This window comes from Gluconacetobacter azotocaptans, assembly GCF_014174355.1.
Lineage (GTDB): Bacteria > Pseudomonadota > Alphaproteobacteria > Acetobacterales > Acetobacteraceae > Gluconacetobacter > Gluconacetobacter azotocaptans.
The window spans coordinates 65,460-91,571 of record NZ_JABEQF010000008.1; the positions used below are offsets into that span (position 1 = coordinate 65,460).

General features: G+C 65.8%; 24 protein-coding genes. 21 read left to right on the plus strand and 3 right to left on the minus strand.

The annotated features are described in order from the left end of the window. Position 1: 1 nt before the first annotated feature. The 13 genes from HLH34_RS12070 (at position 2) to HLH34_RS12130 (ending at position 14,351) form a co-directional block, all read left to right on the plus strand. On the plus strand, positions 2–1,261 hold the full coding sequence (locus tag HLH34_RS12070; RefSeq protein ID WP_183119831.1) for a D-alanyl-D-alanine carboxypeptidase family protein: 1,260 nt from the start codon (positions 2–4) through the stop codon (positions 1,259–1,261). A gap of 5 nt (positions 1,262–1,266) precedes the next feature. After that, a complete protein-coding gene (gene tmk, locus HLH34_RS12075; RefSeq protein WP_183119832.1) occupies positions 1,267–1,923 on the plus strand; it encodes a dTMP kinase in 657 nt (218 codons plus the stop codon). Positions 1,924–1,925: 2 nt separating this feature from the next. After that, a complete protein-coding gene (locus tag HLH34_RS12080) occupies positions 1,926–2,882 on the plus strand; it encodes a DNA polymerase III subunit delta' (RefSeq protein ID WP_183119890.1) in 957 nt (318 codons plus the stop codon). Then, positions 2,879–4,414, plus strand: a complete 1,536-nt coding sequence (gene metG, locus HLH34_RS12085; protein WP_183119833.1) for a methionine--tRNA ligase — start codon at positions 2,879–2,881, stop codon at positions 4,412–4,414. The genes HLH34_RS12080 and metG overlap by 4 nt, the downstream gene beginning before the upstream one ends. Then, entirely contained in the window at positions 4,414–5,205 is a 792-nt protein-coding gene (locus HLH34_RS12090; RefSeq protein ID WP_183119834.1) for a TatD family hydrolase, read from the plus strand. Before metG ends, HLH34_RS12090 begins: the two co-directional genes overlap by 1 nt. Before the next feature lie 3 nt (positions 5,206–5,208). Next, a complete protein-coding gene (locus HLH34_RS12095) occupies positions 5,209–6,000 on the plus strand; it encodes an MBL fold metallo-hydrolase (protein WP_183119835.1) in 792 nt (263 codons plus the stop codon). A gap of 387 nt (positions 6,001–6,387) precedes the next feature. Beyond that, a complete protein-coding gene (locus HLH34_RS12100; RefSeq protein ID WP_183119836.1) occupies positions 6,388–8,337 on the plus strand; it encodes a PrkA family serine protein kinase in 1,950 nt (649 codons plus the stop codon). Further along, the gene (locus HLH34_RS12105) at positions 8,307–9,668 is read left to right on the plus strand and encodes a YeaH/YhbH family protein (RefSeq protein ID WP_220792156.1); all 1,362 of its coding nucleotides are present in this window, start codon (positions 8,307–8,309) and stop codon (positions 9,666–9,668) included. The genes HLH34_RS12100 and HLH34_RS12105 overlap by 31 nt, the downstream gene beginning before the upstream one ends. Further along, entirely contained in the window at positions 9,668–11,224 is a 1,557-nt protein-coding gene (locus HLH34_RS12110; protein ID WP_183119838.1) for a SpoVR family protein, read from the plus strand. Before HLH34_RS12105 ends, HLH34_RS12110 begins: the two co-directional genes overlap by 1 nt. Before the next feature lie 310 nt (positions 11,225–11,534). Further along, positions 11,535–12,743 carry an amine dehydrogenase large subunit gene (locus tag HLH34_RS12115; RefSeq protein WP_183119839.1) on the plus strand — a complete coding sequence of 403 codons (1,209 nt, stop codon included), beginning with the start codon at positions 11,535–11,537 and terminating at the stop codon, positions 12,741–12,743. A gap of 135 nt (positions 12,744–12,878) precedes the next feature. Then, on the plus strand, positions 12,879–13,424 hold the full coding sequence (locus HLH34_RS12120) for a methylamine dehydrogenase light chain (RefSeq protein WP_183119891.1): 546 nt from the start codon (positions 12,879–12,881) through the stop codon (positions 13,422–13,424). Beyond that, on the plus strand, positions 13,421–13,876 hold the full coding sequence (locus HLH34_RS12125; RefSeq protein WP_183119840.1) for a c-type cytochrome: 456 nt from the start codon (positions 13,421–13,423) through the stop codon (positions 13,874–13,876). The genes HLH34_RS12120 and HLH34_RS12125 overlap by 4 nt, the downstream gene beginning before the upstream one ends. Continuing rightward, complete coding sequence (locus tag HLH34_RS12130) at positions 13,854–14,351, plus strand: c-type cytochrome (RefSeq protein ID WP_183119841.1); 498 nt, start codon at positions 13,854–13,856, stop codon at positions 14,349–14,351. The genes HLH34_RS12125 and HLH34_RS12130 overlap by 23 nt, the downstream gene beginning before the upstream one ends. A gap of 49 nt (positions 14,352–14,400) precedes the next feature. Here the strand turns inward: HLH34_RS12130 and HLH34_RS12135 are convergent, their stop codons facing one another. Next, positions 14,401–15,003 carry a nucleoside 2-deoxyribosyltransferase gene (locus HLH34_RS12135; RefSeq protein WP_183119842.1) on the minus strand — a complete coding sequence of 201 codons (603 nt, stop codon included), beginning with the start codon at positions 15,001–15,003 and terminating at the stop codon, positions 14,401–14,403. A 181-nt stretch (positions 15,004–15,184) separates the two neighbouring features. Here HLH34_RS12135 and guaB point away from each other — a divergent pair, with 181 nt between their 5' ends. The 3 genes from guaB (at position 15,185) to HLH34_RS12150 (ending at position 19,974) form a co-directional block, all read left to right on the plus strand. Next, positions 15,185–16,687 carry an IMP dehydrogenase gene (guaB, locus tag HLH34_RS12140; protein WP_183119843.1) on the plus strand — a complete coding sequence of 501 codons (1,503 nt, stop codon included), beginning with the start codon at positions 15,185–15,187 and terminating at the stop codon, positions 16,685–16,687. A gap of 68 nt (positions 16,688–16,755) precedes the next feature. Beyond that, positions 16,756–18,048 carry an RsmB/NOP family class I SAM-dependent RNA methyltransferase gene (locus HLH34_RS12145; RefSeq protein WP_183119844.1) on the plus strand — a complete coding sequence of 431 codons (1,293 nt, stop codon included), beginning with the start codon at positions 16,756–16,758 and terminating at the stop codon, positions 18,046–18,048. Positions 18,049–18,159: 111 nt separating this feature from the next. After that, positions 18,160–19,974 carry a cation:proton antiporter gene (locus HLH34_RS12150; protein ID WP_183119845.1) on the plus strand — a complete coding sequence of 605 codons (1,815 nt, stop codon included), beginning with the start codon at positions 18,160–18,162 and terminating at the stop codon, positions 19,972–19,974. Between the two features lie 17 nt (positions 19,975–19,991). On the opposite strand, the gene HLH34_RS12155 is transcribed toward HLH34_RS12150, so the two are convergent. Next, positions 19,992–20,450: a L,D-transpeptidase family protein gene (locus HLH34_RS12155; RefSeq protein ID WP_244959902.1), complete on the minus strand. Its 459-nt coding sequence runs from the start codon at positions 20,448–20,450 to the stop codon at positions 19,992–19,994. Positions 20,451–20,683: 233 nt separating this feature from the next. On the opposite strand from HLH34_RS12155, the gene HLH34_RS12160 reads away from it, so the two are divergent. After that, positions 20,684–21,400, plus strand: coding sequence for a response regulator transcription factor (locus tag HLH34_RS12160; protein WP_183119847.1), 717 nt, complete (start codon positions 20,684–20,686; stop codon positions 21,398–21,400). Between the two features lie 54 nt (positions 21,401–21,454). On the opposite strand, the gene HLH34_RS12165 is transcribed toward HLH34_RS12160, so the two are convergent. After that, positions 21,455–22,264 carry an exodeoxyribonuclease III gene (locus tag HLH34_RS12165; protein ID WP_183119892.1) on the minus strand — a complete coding sequence of 270 codons (810 nt, stop codon included), beginning with the start codon at positions 22,262–22,264 and terminating at the stop codon, positions 21,455–21,457. Between the two features lie 358 nt (positions 22,265–22,622). Between HLH34_RS12165 and uvrC the strand changes: the two genes are divergently transcribed. The 4 genes from uvrC to moaD all read left to right on the plus strand — a co-directional run bounded on the left by uvrC (position 22,623) and on the right by moaD (position 26,110). Continuing rightward, on the plus strand, positions 22,623–24,515 hold the full coding sequence (gene uvrC, locus HLH34_RS12170) for an excinuclease ABC subunit UvrC (RefSeq protein WP_183119848.1): 1,893 nt from the start codon (positions 22,623–22,625) through the stop codon (positions 24,513–24,515). A 76-nt stretch (positions 24,516–24,591) separates the two neighbouring features. Then, a complete protein-coding gene (gene pgsA / locus HLH34_RS12175) occupies positions 24,592–25,191 on the plus strand; it encodes a CDP-diacylglycerol--glycerol-3-phosphate 3-phosphatidyltransferase (protein WP_183119893.1) in 600 nt (199 codons plus the stop codon). A 95-nt stretch (positions 25,192–25,286) separates the two neighbouring features. Then, complete coding sequence (locus tag HLH34_RS12180) at positions 25,287–25,808, plus strand: hypothetical protein (RefSeq protein ID WP_183119894.1); 522 nt, start codon at positions 25,287–25,289, stop codon at positions 25,806–25,808. A gap of 44 nt (positions 25,809–25,852) precedes the next feature. Beyond that, positions 25,853–26,110, plus strand: coding sequence for a molybdopterin converting factor subunit 1 (gene moaD / locus HLH34_RS12185; protein WP_183119895.1), 258 nt, complete (start codon positions 25,853–25,855; stop codon positions 26,108–26,110). Positions 26,111–26,112 lie beyond the last annotated feature (2 nt).

Here is a 26,112-nt window from a genome sequence, read left to right on the forward strand (position 1 = left end):
GATGAACGTGCAGACCCGAAGGTTCCTTCTTGCCGGATCGGCTTCGCTGGCCGCTTCCGGCTCTCTTGCGTTCGCGGCGCCGCATCGGCACCGCGCCGCGTCGTCCCATGCCCACGCTCCGGCCCCCGCGTCGGACGATGCCGGGGGCGACGGCGATGCCTCGACCGCGCCGGTCGGACCGCCCGCGGTCACCCCGATCGGCCCGCTGGACACGGTGGCGCGCTGGGCCTGCATCGTCGATTACACGACCGGTGCCGTGCTGCTGGAAAAGGCGGCGGACGAGCGGATGCCGCCGTCCTCACTGACCAAGATGATGACGGCCTACATCGTGTTCGGCATGCTGAAATCCGGCCGGTTGAAGCTGGACCAGCCCTTGCCGGTCAGCGAGAAAGCCTGGCGGATGCAGGGCTCGAAGATGTTCGTGCCCCTGGGCGAGAGCATCCCGGTGCAGGACCTGATCCAGGGCATGGTCATCCAGTCGGGCAACGACGCCTGCATCGTGCTGGCCGAAGGCGTGTCCGGGTCCGAGGAGCAGTTCGTCGCCCTGATGAACGACCAGGCAGGGCGGCTGGGCATGACGAATTCCCATTTCATGAACGCCACAGGCTGGCCCGCCGACAATCACTACATGTCGGCGCGCGACGTGGCGACGCTGGCGGTGCGCCTGATCCGCGACTTCCCCGAATATTACCATTTCTTTTCCGAGAAGGATTATCGCTTCAACAAGATCGCCCAGGGCAATCGCAACGTCCTGGTGGACAAGGGACTGGCCGACGGACTGAAGACCGGGCACACCGATGCCGGCGGGTTCGGCCTGTGCGCCAGCGCCGATCGGGGCGGAAACCGCATCGTCCTGGCGTTGAACGGCATGCCGTCCACCAACGCCCGCGCGCACGAGGGCGAGCGCCTGCTGGAATGGTCCTTTGCCAATTTCGAAAACGCTGTCCTGTTTCGCCGCGGCGACGTCGTGGAACACGCTGCCGTCTGGCTGGGCACCGCGCCGACGGTGCCGCTGGTCGCCACCCGGGATATCGTGATGACCCTGCCGCATGGCTGGCGGTCCCGCGCCCATATCGGCGTCGATTACCAGGCGCCCGTGCAGGCCCCGGTCGCGGCCGGGCAGGTGCTGGGCGAACTGGTGATCGCCAATCCCGGTCTGGCCGACATCCGCATGAGCCTGGCCGCCGGCCAGGACGTGACGCGGCTGGGCCTGTTCGCCCGGGCGTCGGCAGTGCTGGGCCAGAAGCTGGGCCGGCACTGAAGGCGGTGCCCGGAGTGTTCATTACCTTCGAAGGCGGAGAGGGGGCCGGCAAATCGACGCAGGCGCAGCTTCTGGAGGTGCACCTGCGCGCGGCGGGGCACGATGTCGTGCGCACCCGCGAACCCGGTGGCACGCCGGGGGCCGAGGCTCTGCGCGATTTCGTGCTGTTCGGCGGGCATGATCTGTCCCTGCGGGCCGAGGTCATGGTCCATTTCGCCGCGCGGTGCGACCATGTGGACCGCCTGATCCGGCCCGCGCTGGCTCGGGGGAAGATCGTGATCTGCGACCGGTTCGTCGATTCCACCCTGGCCTATCAGGGGTATGGGCTCGGCCAGGGAGACCCGCAGATAGTGGACCTGATCCAGGCGTTGGGGACGCGGATGGGGGTCGTGCCGGACATGACCTTCGTGCTGAGCCTGCCGCGCGCGCGCGCGCGGGCACGGCTGGCCGCGCGGGGCCAGCGTTCCGACCGCTACGAGGCCGCGGACGAAGCCTTCCACACGCGCGTCGCCGACGGGTTCGACGCCATCGCGCGCGCGGCCCCGGGGCGGTGCTTGCCCATTTCCGCCGACCGGCCGGCGGATGCGGTCGCGCACGATATCGCGGCGCGTGTCGATGCCTGCCTCGCCGCCCGTGCCGCCACCGACCCTGGGCCGGCGTGATCGTGGCGCCTGCGCCGCGCGAAAATGACCGCCTTGTGGGGCATCAGGCGGCGCAGGCCGCCTTTCTGGACGCCGTACGGGCCGGGCGGCTGCATCATGCCTGGCTGATCACCGGGCCGGAGGGAATCGGCAAGGCGACGTTCGCATTCTGGATGGCGCGGGTGCTGCTGAACGGGGAGGAGCCCGGGTCGGCCACCGCGCGGCGTATCGCCGCCGGCAGCCATGCCGACCTGCTGACCGTCGCGCGCGGAGTGGACGAAAAGCGGCAGAAGATGCGGGCCGAAATCGTGGCCGACGATGTGCGCCCGATCGGTCAGTTCATGCACCGCACGGCGGCCGAGGACGGCTGGCGCGTGGTGGTGGTGGACGGGGCGGAATACATGAACCGCAGCGCCGCCAACGCCATTCTGAAGATCCTGGAAGAACCGCCGCCGCGCGCGATCCTGATCCTGACGTGCGCGGCCCCGGGGCGGCTGCTGCCGACCATCCGCAGCCGCTGCCGCACCCTGTCGCTGGCCCCGCTGGCCGAGCGGGACATGCACGAGGCCATGGGATGGCTTGCCGGCGACATGCCCGGCGCGGATATCGCGCGGATCGTGCCGCTGGCCCAGGGCGCGCCCGGCCGCGCCCTGGCGTTGCTGGCGGGCGACGGGGCGGAACTGGGCGTGCTGGTGGACCGTATCCTGCGCGAACCGGTCGGGGCAGGGGCGATGTACGACATCGCGGAAGCCGTTCTGAAGCGGGAGAATGGTTTTTCGGTCTTCTTCAATCTCCTGTGCGATGCCATATCGGTTCGGACGCGGGATGCGGTGCGCGGGCGGACGCCGTCCGGCGCATCGGCCGACCGCATGGTCGATCTGTGGCGTCGGCTGGTCCATCTGCGGGCTGAGACGGAACGCTTCAATCTGGATAAACATCAGGCCATCCTGACCGGCCTGACACTGGTGAGTGGAATATGACAGGGCGCTACTACGTCACGACACCGATCTATTATGTGAACGGGGCGCCCCATATCGGCCACGCCTATACGTCGGTCGCCGCCGACGTGGTCGCGCGCTTCAAGCGACTGGCGGGATACGACGTCTTCTTCCTGACCGGCACCGACGAACACGGCCAGAAGGTGGAACAGGCGGCCCAGGCGGCGGGGCTGGAGCCGATCGCCTTCGCCGACCGCGTCTCGTCCGACTTCCGGGCGATGTACGACGCCATGAACGTTTCCTACGACGATTTCATCCGCACGACCGAACCGCGCCATATCGCCGGCGCCTCGGCCCTGTGGGAAAGGATCGCCGCGAACGGCCATATCTATCTGGGCGCCTACGAAGGCTGGTACGCCCTGCGCGACGAAAGCTTCTACAATGAGGACGAACTGGTCACGCGGCCCGACGGCACCCGCGTGGCGCCGACCGGGGCGCCGGTGGAATGGGTCCGCGAGCCGTCCTATTTCTTCCGCCTGTCGGCCTTCGGCGACAAACTGCTGGAACTGTATGAAACCCGGCCGGGCTTCGTCGAACCGTCATCGCGCCGCAATGAGGTGGCCAGTTTCGTCCGGCAGGGCCTGCGCGACCTGTCCATCAGCCGCACCAGCTTCCGCTGGGGCATTCCCGTGCCGGGCGACGCCGAGCATGTGATGTATGTATGGGTCGATGCGCTGGCCAATTACCTGTCGGCGGTGGGCTTTCCCGACACCGCCAACCCCCGCTGGGGCTACTGGCCGGCGAACCTGCATCTGGTCGGCAAGGATATCGTCCGTTTCCATGCGATCTACTGGCCGGCGCTGCTGATGGCGGCGGGGCTGGAATTACCCGACTGCGTCTTCTCCCACGGGTGGTGGACCATCGAGGGCGAGAAAATGAGCAAGTCGCTGGGCAATGTCGTCGATCCGCGCGACCTGGTCGGCGAATTCGGCCTCGATCCCGTGCGGTTCTTCCTGATGCGCGAAATGCCGTTCGGCGGTGACAGCGACCTGAACCGCAAGGCCATCATCACCCGGATGAATGTCGAACTGGCCAACGACCTGGGCAATCTGGCGCAGCGCACGCTGTCGCAGGTCGCGCGGAACTGCGGCGGGGTGCTGCCCGAACAGGGCGCGCGGACCGAGGACGACCTGGCCCTGCTGGCGCAGGCCGCCCTGCTGCCGACGGTGATGCATGGGCAGATCGACCGTCGCGCCCTGACCGATGCGCTGGAGGAAGTCTGGCGTGTGGTCCGGGCCTGCAACGCCTATATCGACCGACAGGCGCCTTGGGCGCTGAAGAAGACCGACCCCGAGCGCATGGCGGTGGTCCTGCGGGTGCTGGTCGATGCGCTGCGGGCGGTCGGCACGATGCTGCAACCCTACATGCCCGCCAGCATGGACGCGCTGCTGACGCAGGTCGGCGCCGGCGCGGACGAGCGGAGCTTCGCGGCGCTGGAAACCCCGTTGCCGGCCGGGCGCGTGCTGCCCGCCCCCCAGGGCATCTTCCCCCGCTATGTGGAGCCCGAGGCGTGATGACGGGGCTGATCGATTCGCACTGCCATCTGGACCATTTCCCTGACGAGGCGATCCCCGACCTGCTGGACCGGGCGAAGCAGGCCGGGGTCGAGGGCATGGTGACGATCGGCACCCGCCTGTCGCGGGCGGCGCAGCAGAAGGACCTGACCCGCTTCGACCGGCCGGACCTGCGGGTGTGGTGCACCGTGGGCACGCACCCCGATCATGTCGACGAATGCGTGATTTCCGACCCCGCCGACATCGTGGCGCTGGCCGACGACCCGCGCGTGGTGGGCATTGGGGAAAGCGGGCTGGACTATTTCCATGGCGCGCCCGAAGTACGGCCGCTGCAACAGGCGCGTTTTCGCGCCCATATTGCGGCCGCGCGGCGGATGGATTTGCCGCTGGTCATCCATGCCCGCGACGCCGATTCGGACGTGGCCGAAATCCTGCGCGACGAGATCGCGGCCCATGGCCCGTTCCGCTTCCTGCTGCATTGCTTCGCCTCGGGGCCCGATCTGGCCCGGACAGGGCTGGAACTGGGCGGATATGTCAGTTTTTCCGGCATCCTGACCTTTCCCCGGTCGGACGCCCTGCGCGACATCGCCCTGTCCATCCCCGAGGATCGCCTGCTGGTCGAGACCGACTCGCCCTATCTTGCCCCGGTGCCGCAGCGGGGAAAGAAGAACGAGCCCGCATTCGTCGCCCATACCGCGCGCAGGCTGGCGGAACTGCGGGAGGTGCCGCCCGAGCGGCTGGCGGAGGTGACGACCGCCAATTTCCATCACCTGTTCAGCCGGGCGTCATAAATCATGGAACTGATCGTCCTGGGGTGCGGCGGATCCGCCGGGGTGCCGACGATCGGCGGCCCCGGCGGACGCGGCGACTGGGGCGTCTGCGATCCGGCGGAGCCCCGCAACCGCCGCACCCGTGCGTCGGTGCTGCTGCGCGGCGACGACGGGCGGGGGGTGCTGATCGACACCGGCCCCGACCTGCGCGACCAGTTGCTGGCGCAGGAAATCGACCGGTTCGACGCCATCGTGTATACGCATGCCCATGCCGACCATATCGCGGGTCTGGATGAGGTTCGGGCCATCAATCGCGTCATAGATCGGCCGCTGCCGGTCTATGGGACGCCGCCGGTCCTGTCCGACCTGGAAAACCGCTTCAGCTACGCCTTCCGCCCCTGGTCGCCGCCCGGCTTCTATCGCCCGGTCGTGGTGCCGGAAATCGTCCATGCCGGCCAGACCTACGAGATTGCCGGGCTGACGCTGTCCTTGTTCGAGCAGTTGCACGGCCGCACGCTCTCGCTGGGGGTGCGTTGCGGGGCCCTGGCCTATTCGACGGATGTGGTGGAACTGCCCGAGGACGCGTTTGCGGCCCTTGAGGGGGTCGACACCTGGGTAGTGGACTGCTTCCAGCGCGCGGCCGCCCACAGTGCGCATGCCTGGCTGGAACGGGTGTTGCACTGGCGGGCGCGGATCCGTCCCCGCCGGGTGATCCTGACCCATATGGGCGGTGACATGGACTGGGCCTGGATGCAGGCCAACCTGCCCGAAGGGGTCGAGCCCGCCTTCGATGGCATGCGCCTGAAATTCAGTTAATCCGGGCGGGCGCCGGCGGCGGACATGCGCCAGGCATTTGAAAAAAAACGTTGAGGCCGGAGGGAAGTGTTTACGCCCTCCACGCGATTTAGGTTGAATCGCGACAGTCCGCAGCGATACCCTTCGATCAGACGACCCTGAAAGTCCGGTGCCCCGCCATTTCACGATACAGCGATGCTGTCGTACGGGCCACGGACTGCGGCGTGCCTGCCCATGTGAAAGGGCCATCTGAAAAGGGGACAAGCATTGGTATGGTAGAAATACGCGAACGCTAGTCTGACGTTTCTCCCCGGACGGGGAACGGTCTCCGCCCGGGAATTTTGTCCATGATGCATGGTCGCCCAGGGTTCATGACGGATCCCGGCGACGGATCGGAGACATCTGTCGATGGCTTCTTCTGATATCAACGTGTTTTCCCTGGCTACCGCGATGCGGGACGGGCGTCGCGAAGTTGAGATGAGCCTGTCCGACTATCTCGAATCCTGCCGGACGGACCCGTCGTGCTACGCGACGGCGGCAGAACGCATGCTCAAGGCGATCGGCGAGCCGCGCAGCGTCGATACCTCCCGCGATCCCCGCCTGTCGCGCATCTTCATGAACCGTACGTTGCGGATCTATCCGGCGTTCTCGGACTTCTTCGGCATGGAGGAGACGATCGAGCAGATCGTCGGCTTCTTCCGCCACGCCGCCCAGGGCCTGGAGGAGCGCAAGCAGATCCTCTACCTGCTCGGCCCCGTCGGCGGCGGCAAATCGTCGTTGGGCGAACGGCTGAAGGCCCTGATGGAAAAGGAGCCGATCTATGCCCTGAAGGCCGGGCGGCATATCAGTCCGGTGTTCGAAAGCCCGCTGGGGCTGTTCGATCCGGATCGCATGGCCGACGCCCTGGAAGGGCGTTACGGCATCCCCCGCCGCCTGCTGACCGGTATCGCAAGCCCCTGGGCGCTGAAGCGGCTGGAGGAGTTCGACGGCGACCTGTCGCGCTTCACGGTGGTCAAGCTTCATCCCTCGCGGCTGCGGCAGATCGCCATCGCCAAGACCGAACCGGGCGACGACAACAACCAGGACGTCTCGGCACTGGTCGGCAAGGTCGATATCCGGCAGTTGGAGCATTACAGCCAGAACGATTCCGATGCCTACAGCTTCTCGGGCGGGTTGAACCGCGCGAACCAGGGGCTGCTGGAATTCGTCGAAATGTTCAAGGCGCCGATCAAGATGCTGCATCCGCTGCTGACGGCGACGCAGGAAGGCAATTACGTGGGCACCGAGAATATCGGCGGCATCCCGTTTACCGGCGTGATCCTGGCCCATTCCAACGAGGCCGAGTGGCAGACCTTCCGCAACAACCGCACCAACGAGGCCTTCCTGGACCGCGTGTGCGTCATCAAGGTGCCGTACTGCCTGCGCGTGACCGAGGAGACCAAGATCTATGAGAAGCTGGTCCAGTCCTCCAGCCTGTCGGAGGCGCCGTGCGCCCCCAACACGCTGGAAATGCTGGCGCGCTTCGCCGTCCTGTCGCGGCTGAAGCCGCATCCGAACTCGACGCAGTTCGCCAAGATGCGGGTCTATGACGGCGAGAATATCCGCGAGACCGACCCCAAGGCGCGAACCATGCAGGAATATCGCGACGCGGCCGGGGTGGACGAGGGGATGGAAGGGATTTCCACCCGCTTTGCCTACAAGGTGCTGTCGGCGACCTTCAATCACGATTCGAACGAGATTTCGGCCGATCCCGTGCATTTGATGTATGTGCTGGAGCACGCGATCCGGCGCGAGCAGTTCCCGCCCGAGGTCGAGGCCACATACCTGGCGACCCTGAAATCGGAACTGGCGGGGCGCTATGCCGAATACCTGGGGCACGAGATCCAGAAGGCCTATCTGGAGAGCTACAACGATTACGGCCAGAACCTGTTCGATCGCTATCTGGATTACGCCGACGCCTGGATCGAGGACCAGGATTTCAAGGACCCCGATACCGGCCAGATGCTGAACCGGGAATTGCTGAATGCCGAGCTGACCAAGATCGAGAAGCCGGCCGGGATCGCCAACCCCAAGGATTTCCGCAACGAGGTCGTGAAGTTCTCGCTGCGCGCCCGGGCCGGCAATGGCGGGCGGAACCCGTCGTGGACGTCGTACGAGAAGATCCGCGACGTCATCGAGAAACGGATGTTCAGCCAGGTCGAGGACCTGCTGCCGGTCATCAGCTTCGGGTCGAAGAAGGATGGCGAAACCGAACGCAAGCACGACGAGTTCGTCGAGCGGATGGCGTCGCGCGGGTACACGGAACGACAGGTCCGCAGGCTCGTTGAATGGTACATGCGCGTGAAGCAGTCCGCCTGAAACGGGAATGGTGTCGCCCAGTGGATATTATCGACAGACGTCCCAATCCCCATGGGAAGAATATCGAGAACCGGCGCCGCGTGCTCGAAAGGGCGCGTGGCGCGGTGCAGAAGGCGGTGCGCGATTCGGTCGCGCGGGGCAAGATTCGCGAAATCGGGCAGGGCAACGCCGTCTCCGTGCCCTCCGACGCGCTGCATGAACCGACATTCCATCGCATCTTCACCGAGGGCACGCGCGAAATCGTCCTGACCGGCAATCGCGAATTCTCGCGCGGCGACCGGTTGCAGCGCCCCCCCTCGACGGGCGGGCCGGGCAATGGCGGCGGCCCGGGGCAGGGGGGCGAGAAAGGAGGGGCCGAGGATTCATTCCGTTTCGTGCTGAGCCGGGATGAGTTCCTGGACCTGTTCTTCGACGATCTGGAACTGCCGGACCTGATCAAGCGCGAGATCTCGACGACCGAGAACAGCGTGCCCAGCCGCAGCGGCCTGAGTAACGAAGGGGCGCCGTCGCATCTCGACCTGGGCCGGACGATGCGCCGGTCGGTCGCGCGGCGCATCGGGCTGGGCCGCCCGAAACCCGACGATCTGCGCGAAATCGACGAGCGCATCGCGGAACTCGAGGCCCGGCGGCCGCTGGACGCCGAGGAGATCGAGGAACTGGAACGCCAGCGCGAGCGGCGGTCGATGATCCGCCAGCGCATGGCGCGCATCCCCTGGGTCGATCCGGTCGATCTGCGGTTTCGCCGCTATACGATGACGCCCCAGCCGTCGACCCGGGCGGTCATGTTCTGCATCATGGATGTCTCGGGCTCGATGACCGAACGGATGAAGGATCTGGCGAAGCAGTTCTTCCTGCTGCTGCACGTCTTTCTCGAACGGCGCTACAAGAAGGTCGACATCGTCTTCATCCGCCACGCCGAAAGCGCCGAGGAAGTGGACGAGGAGACGTTCTTCCACGATCCGCGCACTGGCGGCACCATCGTGTCGTCCGCGCTGGAACTGATGCGCGGCATCCAGCGCGAACGCTATCCATCGGGGAGCTGGAACATCTATGTCGCGCAGGCGTCGGACGGCGACAACGCATCGTCGGACACCCAGCGGACGGCGTCGCTGCTGCAGGACGATATCCTGCCGGTGGTCCAGTACTACGCCTATATCGAGGTCTCGGGATCGGGCGCGGTCATTCGCGGGGAAACCGACCTGTGGCGCAGCTATCGGACGATTGCCGAGCAGAACGGCCATCTTGCGATCCGCCAGGTGGGCGACCGCAAGGAGATCTTCCCCGTGTTTCGCGATCTGTTTTCCCGCCAGCATGACCATGCGGAGGCCTGATGGACCAGATTGTTCCGGGTGGGGCGTCCGCGACGCCGGGCGGCCTGCTCTATTCCGGTAATGACTGGAATTTCCAGATCATCCGGAACTGCTACGACGCAATCCAGGAGATCGCGGACAAGGAACTCGGCCTGGAGATCTATGCCAACCGGATCGAGATCATCACGTCCGAGCAGATGCTCGACGTCTACACCTCGCACGGCATGCCGCTGGGCTACAAACACTGGTCGTTCGGCAAGCGCTTCATCGGGCACGAAAGCGCCTATCGGCGCGGACTGATGGGGCTGGCGTACGAAGTCGTCATCAATTCCGACCCCTGCATCAGCTATCTGATGGAAGAAAATTCGGCGACGATGCAGGCGCTGGTCATCGCGCACGCGGCGTTCGGCCACAACCATTTCTTCCGCAACAACCGGCTGTTCCGGGAATGGACCGACCCGTCGCAGATCCTGGACTATCTGGAATTCGCCCGGGGCTTCATCGCGCGGTGCGAAGAACGACATGGACAGCGGGCGGTGGAACGCATCCTCGATGCTGCCCACGCCCTGCAGAACCAGGGGGTCCACCGTCATTCCGGCGCACGCAAGCTGGACCTCAAGGCCGAGCAGCAGCGGGCGCGCGCGCGCCGCGAATACGAAGACAGCATGTTCAACGATCTGTGGCGGACCCTGCCGTCCGACGTGGCAGGCGAGAAGGACGGCCTGCAGGATTCCGCGACCCGGCGGCGGTTGGGCCTGCCCGAGGAAAATCTGCTCTATTTCCTGGAAAAGAACGCCCCCCGCCTGGCACCGTGGGAGCGGGAGATCATTCGCATCGTTCGGATGGTGGCGCAGTATTTCTACCCGCAGCCCCAGGTCAAGATGATGAACGAGGGCTGCGCCACCTGGGTCCATGCCTACATCATGCGCCGCCTGCACGAACTTGGGCGGATCGACGACGCCGCGTATCTGGAAGTCATCCATTCCACGTCGAACGTCATCAACCAGCCCGGCTTCGAGGCGGGCGGCGGGCCATCCTTCAATCCCTACGCATTGGGCCATGCGATGATGACCGACATCGCCCGGATATGCGTGGAACCCTCCGATGAGGATCGGCGCTGGTTTCCCGACATTGCCGGCAATGGCGATCCGGTCGGCACCCTGCGGCACGCCTGGGCCGAGTATCGGGACGAGAGCTTCATCCAGCAATTCCTGTCGCCCAAGGTGATCCGGGATTTTCGCATGTTCCGGCTGCGTGACGACACCACCCAGCCCTATCTGCTGGTCGATGCCATTCATGACGAGGCCGGTTACCGGGATATCCGTCGCAGCGTGGCCCTGACCTACGATCCGGGGACATTCTATACGGAAATCGAGATCGTCGATGTCGACCTGCTGGGCGACCGGACCCTGGTTCTGGAACATCGCAGCCGGAAGGGGCAGATGCTGCAACCCAGCGACGCCCGACAGACGTTGGATTACCTTGTGACATTATGGGGTTACGGTGTGGTTTTGAAGGAAATCGACAGCCAGACCGGCGAAGTCGTCACCACGCATGCGGTCAATCCGCCCGGTTAGAACCGGTCGCGTTCGGACGGCAGGGGCGATGACATCGTCCCGTAAAGATAATTTTATAATCAACGTCCAAAGGCCCTTTCCCGATACCGCATAGCTGGGAATTCGTCCTCTGGTCCCGCTTGACCAGAGGATGACGTGGGCTGGTCACGTCCCGAAAAAATTTGTATCGAAAGATTATTGAATCCGGCCGATGCGGGGCGGGTCGACGTCCCGCGTGTGACGCTGCCACGCCGGACGAGTGATGGTTGGTGGAGCGAAAGATAAGGTAACAGGATGAATATATTATCCTATCCTGGGGGCAGGCGGGCTCATGGCGGTTGAACGACGTCGTGGCATGGCTCGCGCTCTGGCCGCTCCCCTGACGCTTCTGGGCGCCCTGTCCGTTCTTGCCGCCGGGCCGGTCCGCGCGGCGGATCCTATCCTGCAGACTGAAGAAAGCGACATCGTGAAGCTTCCGCCCGGCGGTCCGCATCGGATCCTGGTGGAAGATGCCGTATACCGTCACAACAAGGACGGGCGCGTCTATGTGGTCGATACCGACAGCGGCAAGCTGCTGGGCATGGTCCAGGCCGCCTATAACGCCAATGTCGCCGCCGACCCGTCCGGCCGGGCGTTCTACGTCGCCGAAACGACGTGGGAGCGTGGCAATCGCGGCAAGCGGCATGACATGCTGGCGGCCTACGACCCCCAGACGCTCGAACCGACGATGGACATCGACCTGCCAAGTCGTGCCCTGGTGACGCCCAAGAAGCCCGACCTGGCGGTCGGCGCCGACGGGCATTACGTCTATGTCTACGACACCAGCCCGACCAATTCGGTTCATGTGGTGGATACCGCGAAGAAGGCGGTGGTGCAGACCGTCGACGTTCCGGGCTGCGCGCTGATCTATCCGTGGGGGACATCGGGCTTTTCGTCGGTCTGCGGCGACGGTTCGCTGGCCAACGTCAGCCTCGACGCATCGGCCAAGCCCACCGTTACCCATTCCGCGCCGTTCTTCGTGCCTGACCAGGACCCGGTCTTCGAGCATAGTCCGGGCGTTGCGGCCAGCGGACATGTCTGGTTCGTCTCCTTCAGCGGCCTTGTCTACGACACGGTGCTGGACAGCGACGCGCGAATCAGCAAGCCCTGGTCCCTCCAGGAAGCCGCGGGCCTGAAGCCTGCGTCCGACGCCCATGCGCCGTTCGATGTCACCTGGCGTCCGGGCGGCTGGCAGCTGGCGGCGGTGCGTGCCCGGGATTCGCACCTGTTCATCCTGATGCACAACGGCACGTTCTGGACGCACAAGGAGCCGGGGACCGAGTTGTGGGAAGTCGACCTGACGACCCGCAAGCTGGTGCGCCGCATTCACCTGGCCACCCCCAGCACCATGGTCGGCGTCACCCAGGACGCGGCGTCGCGCATCTTCCTGACCGACGAGGCCGGCGATCTGAACGTCCTGGATGGTGCCACCGGCAAGATGGTGCGGCCGATCAGGAAACTGGGCGAATCGCTGATCTTCACGGTCGCGCCGGGGGAATGATGGCGATGAGACGAAACATGACCGGCCGCCCGTCCCCCGCGACGGGCGTCGACCGCACCCTTGCCCGCATGATGGAGGCATTTCATGGCCAATCCTGAAAATGGGGCCAATCCTGAAACCGGACGAGGCGCGACGATGGGCCGCGATGGTCTTGACCGCATGGCCGAACGGCTGACCCGCCGCCTGGCCGGACGATCGTCGCGGCGCAGCGCGCTGGCGCGGCTGGGGGCGTGGGCGGCCGCGATCCCGGCTTTCCCGGTACTGCCCGTCTGGCGCGGCGATGCCCGCGCGGCCACCTCCACGGCCCGCGCCCCGTCACCCTTTTCCGCCAAGGCGCAGGTCAAGGACGACACCAAGTGCGATTACTGGCGGTATTGTGCGATCGACGGCAATCTGTGCACGACCTGCGGCGGTGGCGTTCATAGCTGTCCGCCGGGCACCCGGCCGTCGCCGACATCGTGGATCGGCACATGCTTCAACCCGCAGGATCGCCGATCGTACCTGATTGCCTATCGCGACTGCTGTGGACAGGATGCCTGCAACGAGCAGACCTGCCTGGGTACGGATGGCGATCTGCCGACCTACCGTCCGCAGGCCAATAACGACATCATCTGGTGTTTCGGAACGGGCTCGCTTCTCTATAATTGTTCGACTGCCGTAATCGTAGGAACCGCCGAATGAAGAAGATCCTGACCCTGGCCCTGTGTCTTGCCGGGGCAACGCCCGCCTTTGCCGCGCCTGACGGAATGGCCCTCTATGGCGCCAATTGCGGCATCTGCCATCAGGGCGGCGGCGTGGGCGCGCCGGGACAATTCCCGCCGCTGGCCAACCGTATCGACAAGATCGCGTCGACGCCGGAAGGCAAGAAGTATGTGACCCAGGTGCTGATCAACGGCCTGGCCGGGTCGATCCAGGCGGGGGGCGCGACCTATGTCGGCTTCATGCCCAGCTTCAAGAGCCTGCCCGACGATCAGATCGCGGCGATCCTGACCTATCTGTCGTCGCTGGGTTCGACCAAGCCGGCCCCGGTCTTCACGGCGGCCGACCTGGCTGCCTCGCGTGCGGCGCCGATGCCGTCGTCGGCCGTCGCCGCCGCCAGGAAGGCCCTGAATGCGGCACATCCGCTTCCCTAAGGTCGCGCGGGCCGCAGGGTCGGCTGTCGTTCTTCTGGCGCTGGCCGGCCTCGTCGCATCGCCGCGGCCGGCCAGCGCCCTGGACGGAACGCGCACGACCTATCTGGTCAAATGCGGCGGATGCCACGGGATCGAGGGACTGTCCGGACAGACCTATATCCCGGTGCTGCGCGATCGCGTGGGCAGCCTGACGTGCACGCCGGAGGGCCGGTCCTATCTGGTCCAGGTACCGGGCGTGTCGATGTCGCTGATCCGCGATGACGCGGAGATGGCGCGGGTGCTGAACTTCGTCGTGTTCGACCTCGGTGGCTCAAGCACACCGAAGGGCACCCGTCCCTATACCGCCGAGGAGGTGCACGCCCTTCGCAGCCATCCGCTGCGGGCGACCGACCTGCCGGAGTTGCGGGCGGGGGTCTGGGGCCGCGCGCTTACGGCCTGCGCTGCGCAGGCCGGTCATGCGGCCGGCGCCTATTGAACGGCAGCGCGGCCGCAAACGAAGGTCGGGATCTGCCCTTGCCTTCGTATCAATCGGCCTGCAGGCGCGATGCCAGGTCGGTGATCGCCAGGTGGAAGGCCTCGTAGAAATCGTCATGCACGGCGATGACGCCGCCCGACAGGCGGATGAAGCCTTCGACCATTCCGTTTTGCAGCATGCCGTCCGAATGGGCCAGGATACCGTCGCCATCCTCGACCGCGCCCGACCCGACCGGCGCGTCGTAGGTGGTGCGCGGGCGCAGATCGTCCCCCCACGCCGCGCGGCGATAGGCCCGGACTTTTTCGGGATACAGCCGTCCGTCCGTCGTATAGCCGGCCAGGGGCTTGCCCTGCGCCATCATGTACCCGATTTCCACCGCCGTGCCGGGGTCCATATCGGCGGATCGGCGGAATGGGTCGATGCAGAAGATCCCGCCGTCACAGCGATCCATCAGGTCGCGATCGGCCTGGACGATCTTCAGCGTGGTCTCCAGCCCCTGCGGCAGGGATTCGATGCCGGCCTGGCCGTCGAACGGCGCCACGCCGGTAACGCCGGCCGCATCGCACAGGGCGCGCAGGCGATCGAAGATCGCGATCGCGCCGGGCCGAAACACCAGGTCGCCTGCCAGATAGACCGTTCCGCGCGTCGTCATGTTCATTCACCCTCTGTCGCAACAGGGACCGGATAGGCCATCGACGGCCCCGGCCCCCAGGTTTTTCGGTGGCGCGCGTCTTTTTCTTGCCACGCTCCGATTCGCATCTTATGTGGAAGCGCCAACGGTCGGGTACCCGAGGCACAGGGACCCCTGCAACGGTTGAAGAGGGTCCAGCAGCATGTCTTCATTCAATAATCCGGCGTCCACCGCGCGCGTTGACGATCGTATCCGCGAGGCCCTGGCGTTCGACGATGTGCTGGTCGTCCCGGCCCAATCCAGCGTCCTGCCCGGCCAGACTTCGACGAAGACGCGCCTGACGCGTCGGATCGAACTGAATATCCCGCTGATTTCCTCGGCCATGGACACGGTGACCGAAGACCAGATGGCCATCGCCATGGCCCAGCAGGGCGGCATGGGCGTGATCCACAAAAACCTGACCGTCGAGGAGCAGGCCGAGCACGTGCGGCGCGTGAAGCGCTTTGAATCCGGCATGGTCGTCAATCCGGTCACGGTTTCGCCCGACCAGACGCTGGCCGAGGTCAACGCGATCATGTCCCGCCACGGCATCAGCGGCCTGCCGGTCATCGAGCGGGAAACCAAGCGGCTGGTCGGCATGCTGACCAACCGCGACGTGCGTTTCGCCACCGATCCCGAGCAGCGCGTCTACGAACTGATGACGCGCGAGAACCTGGTCACCGTGCGCCACGATGTCGGCCGGGACGAGGCCCGGCAGCTGCTGCATCGTCACCGGATCGAGAAGCTGCTGGTCGTGGACGATGAGGATCGCTGCATCGGCCTGATTACGGTGAAGGACATGGAAAAGGCGGTCCTGCACCCGCTGGCCAACAAGGACGAGATGGGCCGTCTGCGCTGCGCCGCCGCCACCGGGGTGGGCGAGGACGGGTACCGCCGTGCCCTGGCGCTGATCGAAGCCGGGGTGGATGTCGTGGTCGTCGATACCGCCCACGGCCATTCGTCCGGTGTCCTCGACACTGTCGCCCGGGTCAAGGCGGCGGATGACCGCATCCAGGTGGTTGCCGGCAACGTCGCGACGCCCGAGGCCGCGCTCGCCCTGATCGAGGCCGGCGCCGATTGCGTGAAGATCGGCATCGGCCCGGGGTCGATCTGCACCACGCGCGTCGTCGCGGGTGTGGGCGTGCCGCAGTTCTCGGCCGTTCTGGAAACCTCGGCCGCGTGTCATGAACGCGATATTCCCGCCATCGCGGACGGCGGGATCCGGACGTCGGGCGACATCGTCAAGGCGATCGGGGCGGGCGCGGATGTCGTCATGATCGGTTCGCTGCTGGCCGGCACCGAGGAAGCACCGGGCGAGGTGTTCCTCTACGAAGGGCGGTCCTACAAATCCTATCGCGGCATGGGCAGCCTGGGCGCCATGGCCCGGGGATCGGCCGACCGGTATTTCCAGCAGGAAATCAAGGAAACCCACAAGATGGTCCCGGAAGGGATCGAAGGACGGGTGGCCTACAAGGGCGGAATGGACGCCGTGGTGCATCAGCTGGTCGGCGGCCTGCGGGCGGGCATGGGCTATACCGGCTCGGCGACGGTCGCGGACCTGCAGACGCGCGCGCGTTTCCGACGCATCACCGGCGCGGGCCTGCGCGAAAGCCATGTCCATGACGTGGCGATCACCCGTGAGGCGCCGAATTACCGCCGCGACTGATCGGAGCCGCCACCGACCGCCGATATAAGGTCCCGGATCCGGGACGCTGGACGACAGACAGGACGATCATGACCCCCAGTGCGCGGCTCGCCGCCGCCATCGATCTGCTGACGGCGATGGAGGCCACGCCCCGTCGCCCGGCGGATGCCGTTGCCAATGCCTTCTTCCGCGAACGCCGCTATATCGGCGGGGGCGACCGCCGGGTCGTCTCGACACGGGTGTGGTCCGTGCTGCGCCAGTGGCGACATGTCGAATGGTGGCTGGACCGCGCCGGCGTCCCCGCCACGCCGCGCAGCCGCATCATCGCGATGCTGGCCCTGTCCCCGCGACCGGGCGAGGCCCCGCAGGATCTGTTTGCCGGCGACCGCTACGCGGCGGCCCCGCTGTCGGCGGCCGAGCGCGACCTGGCCGCGCGGTTGCGGGGGCAGGACCTGATCCACCCCGACATGCCGCGCGCGGTAGCGCTGGAGGTTCCCGACTGGCTGCTGCCGCGGCTGGAGGCGATGTTCGGCGACGATCTGGCGCGGGAAATCGAGGCCCTGTCCGGCGAGGCGACGCTTGATCTTCGCGTCAACCTGCTGAAGACCACGCGGGCCGAGGCGCGGCGATCGCTGGCCGCCGACGGCATCATGGCCGAAGACACCATGCTGTCCCCCTGGGGGCTGCGCGTTCCGGGCCGGCAGCCCGTCACCGCGACGGCGGCGTTCAAGGCCGGCCTGGTGGAAATCCAGGACGAAGGCAGCCAGGTGGTGGTGGCGGCGGCCGACGCCCGGCCGGGCATGCGGGTACTGGATTACTGCGCGGGTGCCGCGGGCAAGACGCTGGGCATGGCCATGACCATGCAGAATCGGGGCCATATCGTCGCCTGCGACGTGTCCGAGGCCCGGCTGGACGGCGCGGTCCGCAGGCTGCGGCGGGCGGGCGTGCACAATGCGGAACGCCATCTTCTGGTGCCCGGCGACCGCTGGGCCAAGCGGCGTGCGGGCAGTTTCGACCGGGTGCTGGTCGACGCGCCATGCACCGGGACGGGCACCTGGCGCCGGAACCCGGACGCGCGCCTGCGCCTGACGGAGCAGGACCTGGCCGAACTGACGGTCAAGCAGGCCGAAATCCTCGATACGGCGGCGACGCTGGTCCGGCCGGGCGGTCGGCTGGTGTATGCGACCTGTTCCATCCTGCGTGAGGAAAACCAGGACCGCATCGAAACCTTCATGCGTGCGTCGCCGCATTTTCGCCGGGCCGAACCCGACGCAGAATGCGGCCTGCCGGCGGGAGTGGCGCATGAGGGCATGATCGCGCTGTCGCCCTTGCGCGACCGGACCGACGGGTTCTTTGCCGCGATCCTGGAACGGACGGCCTGAAGGGCGCTTTTTTCTGGTTAACGGACTGGTTTCGCCCGATTATCGGTTTTGCCATCGTCATAGTATGATGGGGTTGCCCGAGCTGGCGGGCCAACAGTCCGGGAAACAGGAATGCAGGATAATCTGGCCATCGGGATCTTGTGCGTGCTGGGGGGCGGCATCGGCGCCCAATGGGTGGCCTGGCGTTTCCGGCTGCCGGCCATCGTCCTGCTGTTCGGGTTGGGTCTGATCTACGGTCCCGGTCTTGGCCTTCTGCATCCGTCGGCGGCGATCGGCCGCTATTTCCACCCGATCGTCTCGCTTGCCGTTGCCTTCATCGTGTTCGAGGGCGGGCTGGCGCTGGATTTCCGGCAATGGCGCGCGTCGGGCGAGGGCGTGCTGCGCCTGACGGCGGTGGCCCTGCCGATCAACTGGGTCCTGGGCGCACTGGCCGCGCATTTCGTCGGCCATATGCACTGGGGGGCGTCGTGGCTGTTCGGCGCGATCATCGTCGTGACCGGCCCCACGGTCGTGCTGCCCCTGCTGCGCCATACCAAGCTGCGGCCGCGCGTGGCGGCGTTCCTGCGCTGGGAAGCCATCCTGAATGATCCCGTAGGGGCCATCCTTGCCACCCTGGTGCTGGAAATCCTGGTGATCCAGGGCAACCGCCATTCCGGCATGTTCATGGTCGAGATCGTGCCGCACCTGCTGTTCAGCACGATGATGGCCATCGGGTTCGGAATATTTCCCGCTATTCTGGTCCGCTTTCTGTCGGCTCGGGATCTGGTCCCGGAAATCCTGCGCATTCCCATCATCCTGACCCTGGCGATGAGCGTCTTTTCGGTCTGCAACTTCATTATGGAAGGCGCCGGGCTGATGGCGGCGACCGTCTTCGGCATGGCGCTGACGAACATGCATGTGACCGGCATGTCCGAATTGCGCCGTATCAAGGAATCGCTGGGGGTCCTTGTCGTGTCGTGCCTGTTCGTCATGCTGACCGCCGACCTGCATCGCGAGGTGCTGGAACGCCTGTCCCTGCCGATCGTCGCGATGACGCTGACGGTGCTGTTCGTGGTGCGGCCCGTCGGCATCCTGCTGTCGACCATCCGGTCGGACCTGTCATGGCAGGAACGCCTGTTCGTCGGCTGGATCGCGCCGCGCGGCATCGTCGCCGCCGCCGTCGCGGGCGTCGCCGGCCTGCAACTGGGCGAGGCCGGCTACCCCAGCGCCGACTTGGTGACGCCGGGCGTGTTCGCCCTCATCGCGACCACCATGATCCTGCATGGATTTTCGCTTCGCCCCGTGGCGCGGGTCCTGCGCCTGACCCTGTCGGACGAGCCCGCCCTGGCGATCGTGGGCGCCAGCGGATGGTCGACCGACCTGGCCGGTGTCGTGCATCGCCTGGGTTGCCCGGTCGTGCTGGTCGATACCTATGCCGGCGCGCTGGCGCCGGCGGCCCGGGCCGGCATCCCGACGCTGAAGGCCGAACTGCTGTCCGACGAAGGGCTGGAAAGCCTGGAAGAACGCCCGGCGGACTATCTGATCGCCGCGACGCCGGATGCGATCTACAACGGACTGGTCTGCGCGCGCCTGGCGCCGGATTTCGGACGGCAGCGCGTGTTCCAGGTCAGTCCGGGGGTGGCGCGCCTGGACCTCTATCGGGGGCTCAGCCGCGATTCACGCGGCAAGGTGCTGGGTGATCCAGCCTGGAACTTCACCCTGATCGACACGCTGTTCGAACGCGGATGGCGCTTCAGGAGCCTGCCGTTCGGCGGTGGCGTGCAAGGCGATGGGGTCGCCCAGGAGGGAAACCGCCTGAACATCATGACGATCCGCAGGGGAACGGCGATATGGATCCGCTCGGTCGAGGACGAAGCCCCGATCGAGCCGATATCGGGCGATACCATCATCGCGATGGTGTCGCCCGACGCCGCAATCGCCATGTAGGTCTGGGATGCGGCCTGTCAGGCTGGCGGCAGGATCTCGATTTCCGTCAGCCCGGCGGCCAGCAGACGACGCAGGTCCGCTTCGCGCAGGGCGACGCATCCCTCCGTCGGGCGCCCGTCGGGCGATTGCAGATGCAGGAAGATGGCCGATCCACGCCCCGGAATCGGAGGGGCGTCATTATACCCCAGCTCTATCACGATATTGTAAACGTCATCGTCGCGCCACATCCTCTCGTGGCGGGCAGGGTGGGGCAGGGTGACGCGCCGGTTGTAATCGGCGTGGGAAGGGTCGTCGCACCATCCGTCGGCCGGCGCCAGGGGCTCCAGCGGCAGGGCGCAGACTGGGGCCGGGACGCGGTCGGCGCGGTACATAACCCGTCGTAACGGCAGAATTCCGGTCGGCGTGGCGTGATCGCCTTCCTCCTTGACGCGCCGGACGCCCGCGGCCCCGATGATCGCAGGGATTTTCTGATCCATGCAATGCAGTTGTGCATCCGGGCCGGTATTCGTTCTCAAAACTGCGCGTATCATGAAGGCCTCCAAACGGGTCGCCTTTTGCTGGGATTCGGGCTTAGACTGGACGATACCAGTACGGCCATGGGAAGAGGTCGTGTGCGGGCGAGTCCGGACGCTGCCGTTTCCGCTTCGGGAATGATATAGGATACCCAGCCCTGCACACGGGGTTGAGGTCAAAAAATAAAGAGGGTTCGATGGCAGGTGCGCGTCCCATTCTGATAGTGGATGACGATCAGACGTTACGTCATATGCTCGTCGAACAATTGCAGCTCGAAGGGGAGTTCCTGGCGACCGAGGCGGAATCGGTCGCCGATGCCTGGGACAAGCTGAATGCGCCCGGCGCGCGCTTCGATGCCATCATCCTCGACGTGACGCTGCCCGACGGTGATGGTCGTGATTTCTGTGCCGACCTGCGCCGCCAGGGCAAGCGCATCCCCATCATCATCCTGACGGGTTCGGACGATGAAACCGATGTGGTGCGGGGCCTGGATGCCGGGGCCAACGATTATGTCGCCAAGCCCTTTCGCATTGCCGAACTGCTGGCGCGCCTGCGCGCGCAGATGCGGATCTTCGAGAACAGCGAAGACGCGGTTTTTTCCATCGGGCCCTACGTCTTCCGGCCGTCGGCGAAGCTGTTGCAGGAACCCACGCGCAACCGCCGTATCCGGCTGACGGAAAAGGAGGCCGCGATCCTGAAATTCCTGTATCGGGCGGGCACCCGGCCGGTACCGCGCCAGGTCCTGCTGAACGAGGTCTGGGGCTACAACGCCGCCGTGACCACCCATACGCTGGAAACCCACATCTATCGCCTGCGGCAGAAGATCGAGCCCGATCCGACCAATGCGTCGCTGCTGGTGACCGAGGGCGGGGGCTATCGCCTCGACCCGGAAGGCGGATTGCGGGCCAGCTGAGACGGATTGCGCCCGGGCCTTCCGGCCTCAGGCGCCGTCGCCCCCTGGCTGTGATCAGGGGGCGAAATCGACCACCACGGGCACATGGTCCGATGTGGTCGGCCAATCCCGGGTTTCACGCAGCACCATCATGTCCTTCAGCGAGGTCGTCAGGTCGGGCGTCACCCAGACATGGTCCAGTCGGCGCCCGCGTGTCCATCGGTCCGGGTTGCTCTCGGTCCAGTTGCGGTTGCGATAGGACCACCACGTATATAATTTCTCGTCCGCAGGGACGAAATGCCGCATGGCGTCGACGAAGCCGCAGGCCTGCCAGGCCAGCAGGCGGGCGGTCTCCGGCGGAGTATGGCTGACGACTTTCAGCAACTGCCTGTGATTCCAGACATCCTGTTCCAGCGGGGCGATATTCAGGTCGCCGACCAGGATCGCGCGGCGGTTGTCCCGGCCTGTGAACCAGGCATGGGCCTCGTCGACGAATGCCAGCTTGTGCGCGAATTTCGGATTGGCCTCCGGGTCGGGGATGTCCCCGCCGGCAGGGACATAGAAATTATGCAGTTCGACCGGCTGGCCGCCCATGTCGAATGACGCCGCGATATGGCGGCAGTCGCTGCGGGTGCACCAATCGGGCGTATCGTCCAGCGGGATCAGCGCGACGCGGGACAGGATGGCGACGCCGTTATAGGATTTCATTCCCCGGTGGTGGATATGGGCGAAGCCCAGCTTGCGCACCGCATCGGCCGGGAACAGATCGTCGGGCACCTTGGTTTCCTGCAGGCAGACGATATCGGGCTGCAGTTCCGCGCATAGCCGTGCCAGAAGCGGCAGCCGTAGGCGGAGCGAATTGATATTCCATGTGACGATACGCATATGGGGGGCATTGCCCATCGCACGAATCCTGGCAAGGGGGATTCGGCTGGCGGGCGCCGATATGGAAATTAATCGATATCGTAACGACGAACAAAACAGGATCGAGTCGCCGGGAAGGGCAAAGGCGATTCGGGCGGATTTTGTCCACCTTTGGGATTGACTTCCTTATTTTCCAAAGGATTGCTGGAATTTCACAGGCATCCGCCCGGACAACTCCAATATAATTATTTAATATCAATAGGTTATTTGTTGTGCTTCTTTTTTGGGCAATTCAAGCGGGGAGCAGGGAAACTGCCAGCCGCACGATTCTGTCAGCGGCTGTTCCACAGACTTATCCACATGATCGGTGGATGAACGGATGGGGCCGCTGATGGACGGCGACATGCCGGCCGTGGTGGCGGTCAAGGGGGTCGCGGCCATCCAGCAGGCCTTGCAGACGATGCCGCTTGCCCCCGGCGTCTACAGGATGATCGGCGAAAGGGGGGAGGTACTGTACGTCGGCAAGGCCCGCATCCTGAAGCGGCGCGTGACGTCGTACACCCAGTTCGGGAAACTGCCGGAACGCCTGCGGCGCATGGTGTCGGAAACGGTCACGATGGAAATCGTGACGACCCATACCGAGGCCGAGGCCCTGCTGCTGGAAGCCAACTATATCAAGCGGATGAAGCCCCGTTTTAACATCCTGCTGCGGGACGACAAAAGCTATCCGTGGATCATGATGACGGATGCCGACCTGTTTCCCCAGGTTACGAAACACCGTGGCAGACCGGCGAAGGGGGCGTCCTACTGGGGGCCGTTCGCCTCGGCCTGGGCGGTGAACCAGACCCTGAACCTGATCCAGAGGGTGTTCCTGCTGCGATCCTGTTCCGATTCCGTCTTTGCTTCGCGCACCCGTCCGTGCCTGCTGTTCCAGATCAAGCGGTGCTCGGCCCCCTGTGTCGAACGTATCGGCCAGGAGGATTACGCGCACCTGGTCGAACAGGCGCGCGCCTTCCTGTCGGGGCAGCGGACCGGTATTCGCGACGAACTGGTGCGGGAAATGGAAGCGGCGGCGGAGTCGCTGGAATTCGAACGCGCCGCGACGATCCGCGATCGCATTCGGGGCTTCGCGTCCATGCAGGATTCGTCGGTGATCAATCCCGCCTCGCTGGAGGACGCGGACGTGGTCGCGATCCGGCAGGCGGCCGGCCATTGCTGCATCCAGGTCTTCTTCATCCGCGGGGGCGGGAACAACGGCAATCGCGCCTTTTTCCCGGCCCACGCCAAGGATGAGGACGCCGCCGATATCCTGACGGCCTTCCTGGCGCAGTTCTACGACGACAAGCCGCCGCCGCCGCAGATCCTGCTGAACCACGAGATCGCGGAAAGCGAACTGGTGGCCGATGCACTGAGCATCCGCCGGGGCAAGAAGGTGGAAATCCTGGTCCCCAAGCGCGGCGAGAAGAAGGCGGTTGTGGACCATGCCGAAACCAACGCGCGCGAGGCCCTGGAGCGAAAGCTGGCCGAAAGTACGGCGCAGGCGCGCCTGCTGGACGGCATGGCCGACCTGTTCGGCCTGGATACGCCACCGAAGCGGATCGAAATCTACGACAACAGCCATATCATGGGCAGCAATGCCTATGGCGTCATGGTCGTGGCCGGCCCGGAGGGCTTCGAGAGGCGCGCCTATCGCAAATTCTCGATCCGTGGCCCCGTCACGCCCGGCGACGACTTCGCGATGATGCGCGAAGTGCTGGAACGGCGATTCAGCCGCGCTCTGCGCGACCGCCAGGAACAGGTGAATCCCGGCGACTGGCCGGATGTCGTCCTGATCGATGGGGGCGCGGGCCAGTATTCGGCGGTCCGCGCAGTGCTGGATGGCCTGGGCGTGACGGACGTGACGCTGGTGGCCATCGCCAAGGGGCCGGACCGCGATGCGGGGCGGGAATGGTTTCATGTGGCGGACCGCCCGCCGTTCCAGTTGCCGCCGCGCGACCCGGTCCTGTACTACTTGCAGCGCCTGCGCGACGAGGCCCACCGATTCGCCATCACCACCCATCGGGCCGGCCGGTCGAAGGCGCTGGTCAAGTCGGAACTGGACGAGATCCCCGGTGTCGGCGCCGCGCGGAAGCGCGCGCTGCTGAACCAATTCGGCTCGGCGCGCGGCGTGAAGCAGGCGGGGCTGGCCGAGCTGGAGGCCACGTCGGGGATCAACCGGGAAACGGCGCGGATCGTCTACGGTCATTTCCACCCCGGCTGGTCCGGGGAATGAGCCGTGAGCAAATTCGTCATCAGACCGTCGTGATGAGGCGTTCCTGTTCCCTCTATCTTGTTGTATTCTGTGCGTGATGCTGACCGACCTGCCCAATATCCTGACCTTGTCGCGGATTGTGGCGATTCCCGTTCTGGTGGCGCTCGTGGCGATGGGGGCGCCCGGGACGGACTGCGCAGCCTGCGTGCTGTTCATCGCCGCGGCCATTACCGACTACCTGGACGGCAAGCTGGCCCGTGCGTGGCATCAATATTCCGACCTGGGACGGATGCTGGACCCCATTGCGGACAAGCTGCTGGTCGGCGCGTCGCTGATGGTCCTGGCGGGGTCCGATCGTCTGCCGTTCGGAGCGCTTTATCCGGCCATCATCATCCTCAGCCGGGAAATCCTGGTCAGTGGCCTGCGTGAATTCCTGGCCTCCACCCGGGTCAGCCTGCCGGTGACGCGCCTGGCGAAATGGAAGACCGGGTTCCAGATGACGGCCATCGGTTTCCTGCTGGCCGGCGACAGTACGGGGAAGCTGCTGCATCTCGACGGGCTGCCGGTCAGCATGCTGGGGGCGATCATGCTCTGGGTTGCCGCCATACTGACGATCGTCACGGGGTGGGATTATCTGGCGACGGGCCTGCGCCATGTCGGTCGCAACGGCGAGACGGCATCAAAAATCGCGTCCTGATTGTGTCAGATCGTTTCACGCCACTTGAGGTTGCGTTCTCGGGCAGGCACACTCCGTTTCGGTGGCGGACGGTGTGGCCGGCCAGGAGAGGCATGATGCGGAACGCGGCGCTGTTGTCGTCACTGGTCCTGATCAGCGGGTGCGCGGGTTTCGGTAAGCTGGCGGGCGACGGCATGGGGTTTCCGGGGGGTAATCCCAACGCGCCGGGTGGCGAGGCCGAAAATTTGCGCCGTGCGCGGGGCGAGGCAGCGGCAGAACTGCCGATCCTGCCCGCGGCGGGAAATCTGTGGCCCGGACCGCCGGCGCCATTGCCGACCCTGGGCGATGTATCGAAGGATCGCGGCCGGTTGGGCGATGCCCTGCCTGCCGATGCGGGCGGGACGGAATTGCCCGAGGGCGGCAGCATGAGCGCCGGCGAGCAGGCTGAGATCCGGGGCGGAATCCAGGATTTTTCCAGTGGCGGGCTGCCCTCCGTGGTACGGGACGACGCCGCGCATTATGGCGCGGGGCAGCGGGCCGCGACCATCGTCATTCCCAACGGGGATGGAACCAGCACCGTCATCGCGCCCGATGGAACGGTCAAGACGGTTAAAGATTCGCCGACTACCCCCAGATAAGGGTAAGACCTGCCGGCTGAGGACACCGGATGGAAGGCGTGCCTGTGATCACGATCCTGTACTTTGCCTGGCTGCGCGACCGGCTGGGGCGGTCGAGCGAATCGATGCCGTTGCCCGAGGGTGCATGGTACGTGGGCGACGTGATCCGCACCCTGGCGGAGCGGGATGGCGATTACCGGCTGGTTTTCGGGCCGCAGGGGGGCGCCATCCGCTGCGCGGTCAACCAGGAATTCGCGGGTCCGGACGACGGCGTGCGGGAAGGGGACGAGGTCGCGTTCTTTCCCCCTGTTACCGGGGGATAGGC

What these genes read in the sequence shown, in the direction of transcription:
- HLH34_RS12070 (WP_183119831.1), top strand. Translation starts at nt 2, where the DNA reads ATGAACGTGCAGACCCGAAGGTTCCTTCTTGCCGGATCGGCTTCGCTG.
- metG (WP_183119833.1), top strand. Translation starts at nt 2,879, where the DNA reads ATGACAGGGCGCTACTACGTCACGACACCGATCTATTATGTGAACGGG.
- HLH34_RS12090 (WP_183119834.1), top strand. Translation starts at nt 4,414, where the DNA reads ATGACGGGGCTGATCGATTCGCACTGCCATCTGGACCATTTCCCTGAC.
- HLH34_RS12095 (WP_183119835.1), top strand. Translation starts at nt 5,209, where the DNA reads ATGGAACTGATCGTCCTGGGGTGCGGCGGATCCGCCGGGGTGCCGACG.
- HLH34_RS12100 (WP_183119836.1), top strand. Translation starts at nt 6,388, where the DNA reads ATGGCTTCTTCTGATATCAACGTGTTTTCCCTGGCTACCGCGATGCGG.
- HLH34_RS12105 (WP_220792156.1), top strand. Translation starts at nt 8,307, where the DNA reads ATGGTACATGCGCGTGAAGCAGTCCGCCTGAAACGGGAATGGTGTCGC.
- HLH34_RS12110 (WP_183119838.1), top strand. Translation starts at nt 9,668, where the DNA reads ATGGACCAGATTGTTCCGGGTGGGGCGTCCGCGACGCCGGGCGGCCTG.
- HLH34_RS12115 (WP_183119839.1), top strand. Translation starts at nt 11,535, where the DNA reads ATGGCGGTTGAACGACGTCGTGGCATGGCTCGCGCTCTGGCCGCTCCC.
- HLH34_RS12120 (WP_183119891.1), top strand. Translation starts at nt 12,879, where the DNA reads ATGGGCCGCGATGGTCTTGACCGCATGGCCGAACGGCTGACCCGCCGC.
- HLH34_RS12125 (WP_183119840.1), top strand. Translation starts at nt 13,421, where the DNA reads ATGAAGAAGATCCTGACCCTGGCCCTGTGTCTTGCCGGGGCAACGCCC.
- HLH34_RS12130 (WP_183119841.1), top strand. Translation starts at nt 13,854, where the DNA reads ATGCGGCACATCCGCTTCCCTAAGGTCGCGCGGGCCGCAGGGTCGGCT.
- HLH34_RS12135 (WP_183119842.1), bottom strand. Translation starts at nt 15,003, where the DNA reads ATGACGACGCGCGGAACGGTCTATCTGGCAGGCGACCTGGTGTTTCGG.
- guaB (WP_183119843.1), top strand. Translation starts at nt 15,185, where the DNA reads ATGTCTTCATTCAATAATCCGGCGTCCACCGCGCGCGTTGACGATCGT.
- HLH34_RS12145 (WP_183119844.1), top strand. Translation starts at nt 16,756, where the DNA reads ATGACCCCCAGTGCGCGGCTCGCCGCCGCCATCGATCTGCTGACGGCG.
- HLH34_RS12150 (WP_183119845.1), top strand. Translation starts at nt 18,160, where the DNA reads ATGCAGGATAATCTGGCCATCGGGATCTTGTGCGTGCTGGGGGGCGGC.
- HLH34_RS12155 (WP_244959902.1), bottom strand. Translation starts at nt 20,450, where the DNA reads ATGGATCAGAAAATCCCTGCGATCATCGGGGCCGCGGGCGTCCGGCGC.
- HLH34_RS12160 (WP_183119847.1), top strand. Translation starts at nt 20,684, where the DNA reads ATGGCAGGTGCGCGTCCCATTCTGATAGTGGATGACGATCAGACGTTA.
- HLH34_RS12165 (WP_183119892.1), bottom strand. Translation starts at nt 22,264, where the DNA reads ATGCGTATCGTCACATGGAATATCAATTCGCTCCGCCTACGGCTGCCG.
- uvrC (WP_183119848.1), top strand. Translation starts at nt 22,623, where the DNA reads ATGGGGCCGCTGATGGACGGCGACATGCCGGCCGTGGTGGCGGTCAAG.
- pgsA (WP_183119893.1), top strand. Translation starts at nt 24,592, where the DNA reads ATGCTGACCGACCTGCCCAATATCCTGACCTTGTCGCGGATTGTGGCG.
- HLH34_RS12180 (WP_183119894.1), top strand. Translation starts at nt 25,287, where the DNA reads ATGCGGAACGCGGCGCTGTTGTCGTCACTGGTCCTGATCAGCGGGTGC.